At 70.4% G+C, this 13,081-nt stretch carries 18 protein-coding genes and 1 pseudogene; 11 read left to right on the top strand and 8 right to left on the bottom strand.

Annotated elements, in window-relative coordinates; all coding sequences use genetic code 11:
• Positions 1-33: 33 nt before the first annotated feature.
• Positions 34-486, top strand: coding sequence for a Rieske (2Fe-2S) protein (locus tag ACGFU7_RS37555; protein ID WP_393702109.1), 453 nt, complete (start codon positions 34-36; stop codon positions 484-486).
• Here ACGFU7_RS37555 and ACGFU7_RS37560 read toward each other — a convergent pair.
• Entirely contained in the window at positions 483-1,157 is a 675-nt protein-coding gene (locus tag ACGFU7_RS37560) for an isochorismatase family protein (protein ID WP_393702110.1), read from the bottom strand. The two genes, ACGFU7_RS37555 and ACGFU7_RS37560, sit on opposite strands and share 4 nt — an antisense overlap.
• A 112-nt stretch (positions 1,158-1,269) precedes the next feature.
• Here ACGFU7_RS37560 and ACGFU7_RS37565 point away from each other — a divergent pair, with 112 nt between their 5' ends.
• Positions 1,270-1,746 carry a pyridoxamine 5'-phosphate oxidase family protein gene (locus tag ACGFU7_RS37565; protein ID WP_393702112.1) on the top strand — a complete coding sequence of 159 codons (477 nt, stop codon included), beginning with the start codon at positions 1,270-1,272 and terminating at the stop codon, positions 1,744-1,746.
• A gap of 18 nt (positions 1,747-1,764) precedes the next feature.
• On the opposite strand, the gene ACGFU7_RS37570 is transcribed toward ACGFU7_RS37565, so the two are convergent.
• On the bottom strand, positions 1,765-2,679 hold the full coding sequence (locus ACGFU7_RS37570; RefSeq protein ID WP_393702114.1) for a LysR family transcriptional regulator: 915 nt from the start codon (positions 2,677-2,679) through the stop codon (positions 1,765-1,767).
• Between the two features lie 74 nt (positions 2,680-2,753).
• Here ACGFU7_RS37570 and ACGFU7_RS37575 point away from each other — a divergent pair, with 74 nt between their 5' ends.
• Positions 2,754-3,764 (top strand): DMT family transporter, encoded by a 1,011-nt coding sequence (locus tag ACGFU7_RS37575; RefSeq protein WP_393702115.1) that lies wholly within the window; start codon positions 2,754-2,756, stop codon positions 3,762-3,764.
• On the opposite strand, the gene ACGFU7_RS37580 is transcribed toward ACGFU7_RS37575, so the two are convergent.
• Positions 3,755-5,086: an aminotransferase class I/II-fold pyridoxal phosphate-dependent enzyme gene (locus ACGFU7_RS37580; protein WP_393702117.1), complete on the bottom strand. Its 1,332-nt coding sequence runs from the start codon at positions 5,084-5,086 to the stop codon at positions 3,755-3,757. The genes ACGFU7_RS37575 and ACGFU7_RS37580 overlap by 10 nt on opposite strands.
• Before the next feature lie 35 nt (positions 5,087-5,121).
• Between ACGFU7_RS37580 and ACGFU7_RS37585 the strand changes: the two genes are divergently transcribed.
• Entirely contained in the window at positions 5,122-5,817 is a 696-nt protein-coding gene (locus tag ACGFU7_RS37585; RefSeq protein ID WP_393702119.1) for a pyridoxamine 5'-phosphate oxidase family protein, read from the top strand.
• A 59-nt stretch (positions 5,818-5,876) separates the two neighbouring features.
• Here ACGFU7_RS37585 and ACGFU7_RS37590 read toward each other — a convergent pair whose 3' ends face one another.
• From ACGFU7_RS37590 to ACGFU7_RS37600, 3 genes are all read right to left on the bottom strand, one after another.
• Positions 5,877-6,833 carry a DMT family transporter gene (locus ACGFU7_RS37590; protein ID WP_393702121.1) on the bottom strand — a complete coding sequence of 319 codons (957 nt, stop codon included), beginning with the start codon at positions 6,831-6,833 and terminating at the stop codon, positions 5,877-5,879.
• Positions 6,834-6,991: 158 nt separating this feature from the next.
• Positions 6,992-8,020, bottom strand: a complete 1,029-nt coding sequence (locus tag ACGFU7_RS37595; protein WP_393702122.1) for a DMT family transporter — start codon at positions 8,018-8,020, stop codon at positions 6,992-6,994.
• A gap of 31 nt (positions 8,021-8,051) precedes the next feature.
• Positions 8,052-8,540, bottom strand: coding sequence for a nuclear transport factor 2 family protein (locus ACGFU7_RS37600; protein ID WP_393702124.1), 489 nt, complete (start codon positions 8,538-8,540; stop codon positions 8,052-8,054).
• Between the two features lie 86 nt (positions 8,541-8,626).
• Between ACGFU7_RS37600 and ACGFU7_RS37605 the strand changes: the two genes are divergently transcribed.
• A complete protein-coding gene (locus ACGFU7_RS37605) occupies positions 8,627-9,193 on the top strand; it encodes a TetR family transcriptional regulator (protein WP_393702126.1) in 567 nt (188 codons plus the stop codon).
• Between the two features lie 15 nt (positions 9,194-9,208).
• Here ACGFU7_RS37605 and ACGFU7_RS37610 read toward each other — a convergent pair whose 3' ends face one another.
• A complete protein-coding gene (locus ACGFU7_RS37610) occupies positions 9,209-9,778 on the bottom strand; it encodes a Clp protease N-terminal domain-containing protein (RefSeq protein ID WP_393702128.1) in 570 nt (189 codons plus the stop codon).
• Positions 9,779-10,017: 239 nt separating this feature from the next.
• Between ACGFU7_RS37610 and ACGFU7_RS37615 the strand changes: the two genes are divergently transcribed.
• Positions 10,018-10,239, top strand: a complete 222-nt coding sequence (locus ACGFU7_RS37615) for a hypothetical protein (RefSeq protein WP_393702130.1) — start codon at positions 10,018-10,020, stop codon at positions 10,237-10,239.
• Between the two features lie 61 nt (positions 10,240-10,300).
• Complete coding sequence (locus ACGFU7_RS37620; RefSeq protein WP_393702132.1) at positions 10,301-10,732, top strand: SRPBCC family protein; 432 nt, start codon at positions 10,301-10,303, stop codon at positions 10,730-10,732.
• 68 nt (positions 10,733-10,800) lie between these two features.
• On the opposite strand, the gene ACGFU7_RS37625 is transcribed toward ACGFU7_RS37620, so the two are convergent.
• Complete coding sequence (locus ACGFU7_RS37625; RefSeq protein WP_393702134.1) at positions 10,801-11,427, bottom strand: PadR family transcriptional regulator; 627 nt, start codon at positions 11,425-11,427, stop codon at positions 10,801-10,803.
• A 271-nt stretch (positions 11,428-11,698) separates the two neighbouring features.
• Here ACGFU7_RS37625 and ACGFU7_RS37630 point away from each other — a divergent pair.
• The 4 genes and pseudogenes from ACGFU7_RS37630 to ACGFU7_RS37645 all read left to right on the top strand — a co-directional run.
• A pseudogene (locus ACGFU7_RS37630) lies at positions 11,699-11,901 on the top strand (AraC family transcriptional regulator); the annotation flags it as partial.
• Between the two features lie 5 nt (positions 11,902-11,906).
• Positions 11,907-12,032, top strand: coding sequence for a hypothetical protein (locus ACGFU7_RS37635; protein WP_393702135.1), 126 nt, complete (start codon positions 11,907-11,909; stop codon positions 12,030-12,032).
• 115 nt (positions 12,033-12,147) lie between these two features.
• On the top strand, positions 12,148-12,504 hold the full coding sequence (locus ACGFU7_RS37640) for a VOC family protein (RefSeq protein WP_393702137.1): 357 nt from the start codon (positions 12,148-12,150) through the stop codon (positions 12,502-12,504).
• Positions 12,505-12,972, top strand: coding sequence for a pyridoxamine 5'-phosphate oxidase family protein (locus tag ACGFU7_RS37645; protein ID WP_393702138.1), 468 nt, complete (start codon positions 12,505-12,507; stop codon positions 12,970-12,972).
• Positions 12,973-13,081: the final 109 nt, after the last annotated feature.

The following is a 13,081-nucleotide window of genomic DNA, read 5'->3' on the forward strand; positions in this document are numbered from 1 at the left end:
GAAGTTATGAACATCGCGGAAGGGAAAGCCAGCATGAGCGCATCGCAGGACCACGAGGTCCGTCCCGGGCGTCGGACCGTTGTGGCAGCGGTCGGGGCCGTCTCGGTGGCTGCCGTACTCACCGCGTGCGGCAACCAGAAGGACTCGGGCGGTTCGGATGCGGTCAAGCCGGCCGATGACGGACTGGACGGCAGCGGGGACGCTCTGGCGAAGACCGCTGATATCCCGGAGGGCGGCGGAAAGATCTTCGCCGACAAGGGCGTCGTGGTGACGCAGCCCAAGGCCGGCGAGTTCAAGGCGTTCTCGTCGAAGTGCACCCACCAGGGATGCGCGGTGTCGAGCGTGTCGGACGGCACCATCAACTGCCCGTGTCACGGCAGCAAGTTCGATGTGGCGACGGGCAGCGTCGCGTCAGGTCCGGCCACTCAGCCGCTGCCCGCCCGGCCGATCACGGTCGCGGGCGACTCGATCACGCTCGCGCCCTAGGCCGTTCGACCCTGATCCGCCGGACAGGCCCTGGACCGCCCTCGGCCCAGCCAGCAGCCGAGTACGTCATCGGTGGTCGTGATGGTGGCGACGAGGGCGAGTGTGTTGCGGATCATCGCGGGGGTGTAGTCGGCCGGCACCCCCGCGATGGCGTCGGACGGCACCACCGCCGTGTATCCGAGATTCACCGCGTCGAACACGGCGTTGGGGATGGCGACATTGGCCGATACCCCGGTGACGACGAGCGTCCGGCAGCCGAGGTTGCGGAGCAGCGCGTCCACATCCGTACCGGCGATGGGCGAGAGACCGTGCAGCCTGCGCACGACGAGGTCCTCGTCCGCCACCACGATGGGCGCGGCGATCCGTACCGCCGTGGTGCCCGAGTGCTGTTGTACGGGCAACCGGCCGGCGGCCCGGAAAAGGCGGGCATTGTTGTTGGCACCCCGCCCGTCGGGACGGCGTTCGGCCACCGCGTGCAATACCTGGACCCCGGCCTCGTGGGCGGCTGCGGCCAGTCGGGCGACGCGGTGGAGGGCGCCGGAGGACCTGGCCTCCTCGGCCAGTTCGGGCAGCGCGCTCCCGGGGCCCACGACACCCTGCTGGCATTCGACCGTCAGAAGCACGGTGGTGGCCGGATCGAGCTGCTCGGCGAGCTGTTCCTTCGACGGCACGGCTGCCCCTTTCGGTGGCGGATCGGGCGCGCGAGGTTAACCGCCATTGCGTGATGAGGGAAGAGGCCCCATGATCTCTGACACAACGTCAGCTATCGGGAGGGGGCGTCCCATGACCGCCATTCAGCGACGAGGCCGTCGGATCATGATGACGGACGCGGAACGCGACACCTATCTCGCCGGGCAGCGCACCTGCCGGGTCGCCACCGTGTCCGCGGACGGCCGCCCGCATATCGGCGCCCTCTGGTTCGTCTGGGACGGCACCTCGCTCTGGCAGTACTCGATCACCCGCAGCCTGCGCTGGTCCCAGCTGCGCAACGACCCGAGGATCGCGGTGGTCGTGGACGACGGGGTGGAGTACGCGGATCTGCGCGGCATCGAACTCTCCGGCGCGGCCGTCCCTGTCGGCGAGGCACCCCGTACCGGCGAACCCTGCCCCGAACTCGACGTGCCGGAACGGCTGTTCGCGGCGAAGTACTTCGGGATGGACGCCATGCCGCACGACGGCCGGCACGCCTGGCTGCGACTCACGCCGGAGGCCATCACCTCCTGGGACTTCCGGAAGCTCGCAGGGCCGTCCGCGACCTGAGGACGCCCTTTCCGGGTCCTACGCCGACGGCGCAGCCAGCTCCCGACCGGCCGTCCGCAGCGCCGCCACCGCCGCCCTGATCGACGGACGCCGGTCCGCGTCGGTACGCCACACGGCATGGACGTGCCGTCGCATTTTCTGCCGTACGGGCACGAGTCGTACCCCGTCGGGCACCGGCCCACGGCCCAGTCGAGGCGCCACACAGACTCCCATCCCGGCAGCGATCAGGGCGAGTTGGGTGTGATGCTCGCCCGCCAGATGCGCGATGCGCGGTTCGATGCCCTGCGAGCGCAGGGTGAACATCAGCCAGTCGTAGCAGAACTCCCCCTCGGGCCAGGAGACCCAGTCGTCGTCGGCGAACTCCTCCAGGTCCACCTCCGCCCGGTCCGCGAGCCGATGACCGGCCGGCATCGCGACGTCCGGCGCATCGTCCAGGAGCTCGGCCTTGGCCAGGCCACCGGGCACCGGCAGCCGCTTGTTGCTCCAGTCCAGCACCACCGCAAGGTCGACGTCCCCCCTGATCACCGCCCGAATTCCGGCATCGGGCTCCAATTCGCGTGTGCACACGCGTAGTTCGGGGTGGTCCGCACGCAGCGCGAGGAGCACCGCGGGGAAGAGTCCGCGCGCCGCGGTCGGAAAGGCGGAGAGCCGGATCTCGCCCACCACCTCGCCTCGCTGCGCCTCGATGTCGGACTGGGCCAGCTCGACCTGGGACAGGATCCGGGCGGCGTGGTCGGCGAGCAGCTGACCGGCGTCGGTGAGCCGGACCCCGCGGCCGTTCTTGGCGAGGAGCTGCTGCCCCACCTCCCGCTCCAGCTTCGACATCTGCTGGGAGACCGCCGATGTGGTGACATGCAGCCCCTCGGCGGCACCGCTGACCGAACCGTGCCGGGCGAGGGCATCCAGGGTGCGCAGGCGCTCCAGGTTCAACATGTAAGCAATGCTACGCGAATTCCCGCAGAAAATCTCACTTGTCCTACGCGATTGCTTTCGTCATGGTTGACCCCATGAGCGCCCCTGCCACGCCGAGAACCACTCCTCCCACCAAGTCCTCCACCCCTGCCCTGCCGGCCGGGACGACCTCACCGGCTCCGGCCTCAGCACCTGCCGCGCGACGGGCGCTGGACTGGCGGATCCGGTTCGGGGCGCTCTCGCTCATCTGGGGTTTCAGCTTCCTTCTGATCAAGGTCGGCACCGAGGGGTACGCACCGTTCCAGGTCACTCTCGGCCGCCTCCTGTCGGGCACGGCGGTGCTGGCCGTCGCGATGGCGGTACGGCGTGCGCGGCTGCCACGCGGCGCCCGTACGTGGGGGCATCTGGCCGTCGCCGCGTTCTTCCTGAACGCACTGCCGTTCTCGCTCTTCGCGTATGCCGAGCTGAGCATCCCGTCGACGCTGGCCGGTATATGCAATGCGACCTCGCCCCTGTGGGGCATGGCGCTTTCGCTCGTCGCGCTCTCCGAGGACCGGCCGACCCGTCGACGCGTCGCCGGACTCGGGCTCGGATTCCTCGGTGTACTGACCGTGCTCGGCGCCTGGCAGGGCTTCTCCGGGCTGGACTTCAGCGGTACGGCCATGGCTCTGCTCGCCTCCCTCAGCTATCCGATCGGCTGGATCTACGTCCGCAGGACGCTGGCGGACAACAGCTCCTCCACGCTCGCCCTGACCGGCAGCCAGCTCTTTCTCGGCACGGTGCAGCTAGCCCTGGTGACCCCGCTGTTCACCTCGGCTCCCGATGGATTCCCGTTGATCCCGACGCTTGCCGTGGTTGCCCTGGGGGCGCTCGGCACGGGCCTCGCGGTGCTGATGCAGTACGGCGTGGTGGAGGAGGTCGGACCGACGACAGCACAGATGGTCACCTACTTCCTTCCGGTGATCGCCACCGTGGCCGGAGTGGTCGTGCTCGGTGAGCAGCTGAGCTGGAACACTCCGGTCGGCGCGCTCGTGGTCCTGGCAGGTGCCGCTCTCACCCAGAGCAGGGCGCGCAGCACCAGGGCCAGGACCGAGGCTCAGCCGTAGTTCAGCGGTTTCGCCGGTCCCGCCGCTGCCGCCACCGCATCGGCCAGCGGCCCGATGTCGGCCGCGGTGAGCGGTGAGACGGTGAGCCGGACCCCCTGGGGTGCGGTCATCCGGAACCGCGCCCCGGGCGCCACCGCCCAGCCCGCGTGCAGCAGCCGTGCCACGGCACCGGTCTCGTCGCTGACCGGCACCCATACGTTCATGCCGCTGCGCCCGTGCGCCTCCACGCCCCGTTCCTCCAGCGCCTTCACGAGTGCGTCCCGCCGCTTCGCGTACGCCCGCGCCACCTCGCCCGAGTCGACCGCACCCGAGGACCACAGGTGCGCCACGGCCCGTTGCAGCAGTCGGCTGACCCAGCCGGGGCCCAGCCGCTGCCGGCCCGACACGCGATCGACCGTGACCGGGTCGCCGGTCAGTACGGCGACCCGCAGATCAGGCCCGTACGCCTTGGCGACGGACCGCACGAACGCCCAGCGGTCCGTGGCGCCCGCCAGCGGGTACAACGGCAGATCGACGATGGCGTGACCGTGGTCGTCCTCGATCAGGAGGACGCCGCGGTGTCCGGCGAGGACGCCCCGCAGCTCGAAGGCGCGCCCGGCGCTGATCGCGGCCCCGGTCGGATTCTGCGCGCGGTCGGTGACCACCAGCGCGCGGGCACCGGCGTTCAGCGCGTGCTCGACGGCATCGGGCAGCGGTCCCTCGTCGTCGAGCGCGACGGGTACGGGCCGCAGCCCCAGCGCCGGCACGAGATCCAGCAGGCTGCCCCACCCCGGGTCCTCGACGGCCACCGCGTCACCGGGCTTGAGGTGCGCGACCAGTACGCGCTCGATCGCGTCCAGCGATCCGGAGGTCGCGACCACGGACCCGGCCGGCACTCCGTCGGCATCCAGCGCGGCGCGGGCGAGTGCGGCGAACTCCTGGTCCACCGGCGCCTGTCCGTACATTCCGGGCCGCCGCGCATATTCGTCCGTGGCCGCCGCGAACGCCTCCCCCAGCGCGGGCAGCAGTGCCGGATCGGGGTTCCCCTCTCCCAGGTCCCGCACCCCGGGCGGCGCCTCGACCCGGAGCGAACCGCGCGCCGTACTTGCGGGGCGCGGCCGCACCCTGCTGCCCCGGCGCCCGGCCGTCTCGATCACCCCGCGCTCGCGGAGCGTGCGGTAGGCGGCCGCCACAGTATTGGGATTCACCCCCAGCACTTGCGCCAACTCCCGCATGGGCGGCAGCACTTGCCCGGGCGCGAGGTCCCCCGAGCCGACCCCGCGCTCCACACTGACGGCAATTTCCGATGCACGCTGCCCGACGATCCGATACTCTCCTAGCACAAAACAGATTATGCACTAGTGCAATGGAGTACGCAATGCCGGACACCGCACCGCCGCAGACCACGGGCCCGGACGCCGCAGAGGGATACCAGCCGACCGAGCGGACCGTCCCGACCCGTTCCCGCGATCGCGCGGCGTACGACCGGGAAATGGTCCACTCGATACTCGACGAGGCGTACGTCTGCCATCTCGGCTTCGTCCGTGACGGTGCGCCGGTCGTCCTGCCGACGCTCTTCGGCCGGATCGGCGAGCGGCTCTACGTACACGGCTCGACCGGCTCCCGGCCGCTGCGGGAGACCGGCCGTACCGACCCCGGCCTGCCGGTCTGCCTGACGGTGACGCATGTCGACGGGCTGGTGCTGGCCCGCTCCGCCTTCCACCACTCGATCAACTACCGCTCCGTGGTGGTCCACGGCATCGCGCGCACGGTCACCGACCCGCAGGAGCGGCGGACCGCCCTCGACGCGATCGTCGACCACGTGGTGCCGGGCCGGTCCGCGGACTCGCGGCCCGCCGACGAAAAGGAACTGGCCGCGACAGCGGTCATCCGCCTGGACCTCCAGGAGGTCTCCGCCAAGATCCGCACCGGCGGCCCCAACGACGAACCCCGCGACCTTGCGCTGCCCCACTGGGCGGGCGTCGTCCCGCTCGCCCACGGCTATGCGACGCCGCTCCCTTCGGACGACCTCGATCCCGCCATCGGGGTGCCGGACTACATCACCGCGCTCTGAACCGTCCCAGGGATGTACGGGCCCGCCGCCGGGTACGCGGGCCCGTCCGCCCCTGGTGGTCAGGCCGGCACGGCCGCCCGTCGGCGGGCCTGCGCGGCGCTGCGCGCCTCGGCGAGCGCCAGTCCCGCCACGGCCGCAAGGAGCAGCAGCGTCCCGATGACGGTGGCCGCGGTGAGCTGCTCACGGAGCACCACCACAGCGATGACCGCCGCGCTGACCGGTTCGAGCAGCATGATCACGGACACCGTCGCGGCACGCACCACCGCGGCGCCCGCGAAGTAGAGCGCATAGGCGAGCGCGGTCGGTACCGCCGCCACGTAGACCAGCAGCGTCACCACCTGCACTGCCTGAGCGGTGTGCGGTACGAGTCCTTCGGCCACAGCCATCGGCAGCAGTCCGACGGCTCCGATCCCGAAGGCCCAGGCACTGGTGGCGAGCGAGTCGGTGGCGCCGCCGTGGCGGCCGAGCCACCGGGTCAGCAGGGTGATCGTCGCGTAACCGGCCGCGGAGAGCAGTGCCAGGGCGACTCCGGCGGGCCGCACGGTGGCGCCGTCGCCGCCGAGCACCAGTACGGCGAGCCCGGCCAGCGCGCCCACCACCGCGGTGAGTCCGCCGCGTCCCAGCCGCTCCCCCATGGTCAGCCGCGCGCCGACCGCGATGAACACGGGGCCCGCTCCGAGGGTGACGACAGTCCCGACCGCGAGGCCGGTCGCCTCGACGGCCGCGAAGTACGCGCTCTGAAAGACGGTGAGACCCACGCCGGTTCCCAGGATGCGCAGCAGCCGACGGCGGCGCGGTTCGGCGGGGACGTCCGCGCGTCGGGGCCGTAGCGCCAGCGCGGCGAGCAGCAGCACGAGGCCGCCCAGGCAGCGCCAGAACGACAGGGCGAGCGGGCCCAGATCGCTGACCTCGAAGATCAGCGAAGCGGCGGCTCCGGCTGTGCCCCAGGCCACACCGGCGACGATCAGATAGAAGAGGCTCCGCCCGACGGGCAGGCCGGAAACAGGGTTCGACACGTGACTTCTCCAGATGAAGACAGGACGGTGGTCGCTCGGCTCCGCACACGGGCAGCGACGAACCGCTCGGGGACTGCCCGAGCCCGGTCTTCGTCAGGAGTGGCCGCCCGCGCTATGCGGCAGGCGGCGGAAGTACGGTCGAATGCATGGTCGTCACATTACGTCGCGGCGCGGCCGGCGGACAACTCCCCCTCAGCAGCGCCGCGGTCCCCGTCCGATCCCGCAACGTGCCCCTCGCCCCGTCCCGATGCGACGGGACCGGAGGGCGTCTTCGGTGTCGCCGACTGGGCGATGAAGGCACCGATCAGCACCATGGAACCGCCGATGAGCTGCGGCGCCGACAGGTGCTCGCCGAGCATCACCCAGGCCAGCACGGTGGCGATGACCGCCTCAAGACAGGCGACGACGCCCGCCACCGCGGGTGAGAGCAGCCGGACCGAGATCACCCCGGTGACGTAGGCGATCACCGTCGATACCAGCACGATCCAGACGAGCAGCAGCCCGGCGGGTACATCCGTGCCGTCCATGCCCGCACTGCCACCCAGGACCGACCAGTCCATGCCCCAGGGCCGTGCGACCGCGGTGAGGACCACCGTGCCGATCAGCAGCCCGTACGCGATGACACCGACCGGATGCGGAGGTTCGACCCCTCCCGCGCTGTCCGCGCTGCCCTGGTCCGACAGGACGAAGTACCCGACCTGGCAGCAGGCGGCGCCGAGCGCGAGCAGCAGCCCGACCACGTCGAAGCTCAGCCCCGACCAGATTTCGACCACGCAGGTGAGTCCCCCGACGGCGAGCACCACACCGACCGCGGCACGACGGGTGACCGGCCGGCGCTGGACGAAGCGGACCCAGCCGAGCACGAGTGCGGGCGCCAGATACTCGACGAGAAGAGCGACACCGACGGGGATACGGGAGAGCGCAGCGAAGTAGAACGCCTGCACACCGGCCACGGCGAGCAGCCCGAACCCCAGCAGCAGGACGGGCCGGCTGCGCACGAGATCCCGGTGGCGCCAGGCGACGGGCAGCATGACAAGGGCGGCGCCCGCCACCCGTAGCCACACCACATGGAGCGGATCGAGACCTGCCTCGATCAGCGGCTTGGCCGCCACCCCTGAACCACCGAATGCGAACGCCGAGGCCAGGGCAAGTCCCAGGCCGGCGCTTCTCCCCTGAGACGCGTGCATCGGCACATCATGACAGCTACGGTCAGGAGCGTCACCCCTGTGACCCCTGACGCACCCCCTCTCGGGCGCCCCGCTCCACGGCGGCCTTCGCCATCAGCTGTCCGAGCCCGGCGACGGCCACGCCGTCCATGTAGTCGCGGACCCCGGCGATCATCCCGTCATGGACGCGGATGACCAGCATCCCGGGCACGGTGAAGGTGCCACCGCCGGCCGGGAGTTCGCCGATCACGACATGCTCACCGATGATCACCTCCGGATCGGCGGTCTCGTGGATCTCGATGCCCTCGATCGCCTCCACGCGAACCGAACTGGCACCCCAGGCCGCCCGGTATCCGGCACGCACCTCCTCGCGCCCCTCATAACGCGGGGGAAAGCCGGGGGACGCGAACGGGAACTCATGCACCGCGTCCACTGCGTAGAGGTCGGCGAGGTCGTCCGCGGACTTGTCGAGCATGGCCTGGTGGTAGCGGTCCAGCACCTCGCGGGGCGTACGGGCCGAGGATCTCTGCAGACCTGACACAGAACTCACTCCATTCACTCAACGAGTGTTGACCCAATGACGGTACGAGCCCGTCCGGCATCGGTCAACGCCTGTAGAGTGAACTCGTGACCGCCCCTCACATCTCCCGCGCCGACCGCCGCCGAGCCACAGAGGCACGCATCCTCGACTGCGCCCGCGAGCTGTTCGCCGAGCGGGGCTTCGATCGCGCCACCATCCGCGCCGTGGCAGCCGCGGCAGGCGTCGATCCGGCGCTGGTCATGCAGTACTTCGGGTCGAAACGCGAGTTGTTCACCCAGGCTCTGCAGGCGCCCCCCGCCCTGCCTGCCGACACCGCCGCCGACGCACTTGTGGATCAACTGCTCGCCACACTCGGCCTCAAGCTCGGCGGCCTTCCCGACGGCACGCTGGCAATGATGCGCTCCATGCTCACCGATCCAGCCGCAGCCGATCACGCCCGCGAGAGCCTCGGCCGGCAGATCGACAGCATCGGTGCGGCACTGCCGGAGGTCGACGACCCCGAGCTGCGCGCCGCACTGGTCATCACCACCATGGTCGGCGTCACCATCGGCCACCAGCTCCTGGGCCTCGACGCCCTCCGCGACGCCCCCGCCGACCGCATCGCCGCCCTGCTCCGCCCGGCCTTCAAGGCCCTGACCGAACCGCCGCACTGAATCGGCTCCGGCACGTCAGCCCCCGGCCCCCCGCCACCCCTGGCCGGACGCCCCCACGATCCGGGCCGCGAGCTGCCCCGCGTCGACGCCGGCCCGCTCCAGCACCTCGACGGCCCGGCACTCGTGGTCCGAGGCCAGTGCCGCGAGCAGATCGAGCCCTCCGGCCCGCGCGTCGCCGCGCAGCTCCGCCCGCTCGCGGGCTTCGGCCATCGCCGAAGCGGCCGAGGGCGACCAGCCCTCCACCCCGGTGTCCCGCACAGCTGAATCCAGGTTCTCGACGACCCGGACAGCGCCGGAGTCCTCCACCGCGCCCTGCCATCGGAGCCCGTATCCGATACTGCGCTGGACGAGATAGCCGAGCACCTTGGCCAGTTGGGGTCCGCCCTCGAAGGCCGCCCGCACCTCGGGGTCCGATTCGATGAGGGAGTGCAGCAGATGCGCAGTGTCGATCTGCCGGTCACCGTCGCGAAGTGCACGCCTTCGGGCACCGGTCACCACGGCGGCCAGCTCCACAGTGAGTCTGGCGTCGAACTCAGCACGGTTCGGTGCGGGCTGCTGAGGGATCCGCGGCGTCCGGTTTTGCACACCTCTTACCCCATCAGTCCCACAGCGCCGAGGCATCACCGGAGGGGCCCATTTAGGCATCCCACGCAAGTTGGGCACACCAGAGCGGTTCCTCCTCCTTGCGGATGAGATCTCGCCATTCCGGGATCCGATCCGGAAAAACGGCGCGCGCCGCCTTGCGCCGCACTCCTGGAGCAACCGCAAGCCGCCCTCGTACGTCCCACACCATCCATACGGCAGCCGGAAGGGAGACTGCGGACGTGTCCTGGTTGGTCGCCCTGCCGGCGCTAGACGGACGGGAGTACGTATACCGGATCCACGCACCGGCGGACGCACTGCGCGCCGATCTCTTCTGGGCCGCGTTCCACTGCCATGACGACGGCCCGCACCCGCGCGTATCCGATCGATTCGATGCCGCACTGATCTGGCGGGCGGGAGCGGGAGGAACGGACCACGCAGATCTGACAGTTCATCAGTATTGAATGTTCGCGTCGCTGCGGCTACGTTCCGCGACACCGTAACCCGCCGAGAAGGGGTGGTCGCATGGCCGAAGTCAGTGCAGAAGCACGCATCGAAGCACCGGCCGAGAAGGTCTGGGCCCAGCTGACGGACTTCACCGCGTACGGCCGGTGGAACGCCACCCACACCGGTTTCCCCAAGGGCGGCCCGGCAACACTCGAACTCGCGGCCACCTATGAGGAGAACATGAAGCTCATGGGCTTCCCCGCCGAGGTGACCTGGACGGTGGCGGAGCTGGAGACCGCCCGACTGCTGACCACCAAGGGCAAGGGGCCCATGGGCGTCAATCTGGCCATGCGCTACTCACTGACGCCCGACGGAGATGCCACCACGGTCCGCATCGACGGAGAGTTCACCGGCGCCGCGGTCTCCCTGATGGCGGGCAAACTCAAGGACTCGGCGACCGCCGCGCTCGTCGAGTCGCTGCGCAGACTGGGCGGACTCGTCGCCGCCTGACGGCCACCGGACCAACGGGAAGGGCCTCGCGGCTCGGCCGCGAGGCCCTTGGCGCCCTGCCCAGGGGCTCAGTGCTCGTCGGCAAGGATCAGATAGAGCTTCTTACGGGCGTCATTGATGACCGTGAGCGCCTTCTGACGCTGATCGGCCGAGCCGGTCTTCCAGACCTGGCCGAACGCCTCCATCAGACCGAAGCCGGCCTGCCGGATCTCGTTGACGCTCTCCCAGTCGACTCCGCGCCCGGCTTCCTCCCAGGGCGCGTCGGGACCCGACTCCGCCTCGGAGCGGCCGGTGTCGGTGAGTGTGAACAGCTTCTTGCCACCCTCGCTCGCACTGACGATCAGACCCTCGTCCTCCAGCAACTGGAGGGTCGGATAGACCGAGCCCGGACTGGGCCGCCAGGCCCCGCCGCTGCGCTCGCCGATCTCCTGGATCATCTCGTACCCGTGCATCGACCGGTCCTTCAGCAGCGCCAGGATCGACGCACGTACGTCACCCCGGCGCGCCCTCCCCCGGCCGCCGCCCCGGCCGCGCCCGCCACCGAAGGGACCGCCCCCGAAGGGACCGCCCCCGAACGGCGGACCGAACTGCCCGAAGGCCGCCCGCCGCCCCTCGAAGTCGCCCCGACCCTGATGACCGGGCCCGCAGTGCCCATGTCCGTGCCCGTGCTCATGGTCGTGTCCATGTGAACGCATCGCTACGCTCCTTCCATCGTTGATCTGTCGCGATGCGTCAACGATATATCGGAACCGGTCGCTTGACAAACACCCTGGTCGGTCACTGTGCGACCTGCCTCAGTGACGGCGACTGACTTCATCGGCAAGGCGACCCGTGGCGCCGAGCGAGCACCCGACTCGGGGTGCCGTTGACGAGCGGCGAACCAACCGACATGTAGCTGAACGTGATGCTCAGGCTGCGTCATCCGCTTCGGCGAGGACCCGGCGGACGGTGGCCGCTGTGGGGTGCACCGAGGTCTGCTTCGCGGTCGGCTGCGCGTCACTGGGGCACCTGTCAGCACCCGCTTCACCGAGTTGGCCGGTGTGCCGCCCAGCACCTACCGGGGCCAGACAGCTCGCGTGACGGCGGAGATGCCGTCGTGCGTCGCGAAACAGGTGACCAGACCGATCAGGAATGGAGAAGCGCGGACCCTTGAGCCGGAGTTAGCGTGATCGCCATGGACATCACCATTCACGCGAGCCTCCTCCCGCACGACGCCCCGGACGCATCCCTGGCCTTCCATCGCTACCGCCCGGAGGTGATCCCGGTGGTCCTTCTTCTCTTGCGGGCTGGGCCCGGTTAAGACGAACGGCCAACGGCGACATCGCCATCCGGGGCGATCGGGCTGTCGATTTCCGGACTCCCGTTCGTCTTTGAGCCAGACAATCCCGACCAGACCCACGACTTCAGGAGTGACCATGACCGGCTCTTCCACCCAGGGAATCAAGACCGTGCTGCATCCCGTTTCCGACCTGGCGAAGGCCAAGGAGGTGTACGCCGCCCTGCTCGGCGTACGGCCGCAGGCCGACGAGTCCTACTACGTCGGCTTCGAGGCCGAGGGCCAGCACATCGGGCTGGTGCCGGGCGGTGGACCGCAGGGCATGACCTCACCGGTGGCCTACTGGCACGTGCCGGACATCGAGGCGAAGCTGGCCGAGGTGACCGCCGCGGGTGCCACCGTGAAGGAGCCCGCGCACGACGTCGGTGGCGGCCGCCTGGTGGCCACCGTCACCGACCCCGATGGCAACGTCCTCGGGCTGCTTCAGGACCGATGAGTGCCGACCCCCCGCTCCCGTGCTCGGCGTCGTCGCGACACCGGGCATCGGCTCACCCACGACATCGATGTCCGGGTGGCCAGTGCCTCGGCGGACGGTGCTCCGTATCCGGTGCCGTTGTCCTTCGACTGGGACGGCGAAGCGCTGCTGGTGGCCACGCCGACGGACAGCCCCACCGGCAGGAACCTGGCCGCCACCCGAACCGTTCAGCCGGGGCTGGGCCACACCCGCGACGTGTCCATGATCGAGGGCGAAGTCGAGGTCCTCGAGATCGACGCGCTGCCGCAGGAGCGGGGTGACCGGTTCGTCGCGCACACCGGCTTCGGCCCTTCCCCAAGCTCTCAACTTCGTTCGAGCAGGGGAGACCCCCTGGCGCCGGCCACCCCGTACCGCTGGTTCCGGGCTTGGCGCGAGGTGAACGAGATGCCCGGCCGCGAGCTGATGCGCGACGGCCGCTGGGCGGTCTGACGCCTCGGCGGGCAGGCCGCGTGGCTGGGGCCCAGAGGTTCCACGGGCCGAAGTGAAGGACAACCAGACGTACTGTGCGAGGCTGGCCAGATCGAGCCAGGCGACGCCG

The organism is Streptomyces sp. NPDC048473 (assembly GCF_043200155.1).
GTDB lineage: Bacteria > Actinomycetota > Actinomycetes > Streptomycetales > Streptomycetaceae > Streptomyces.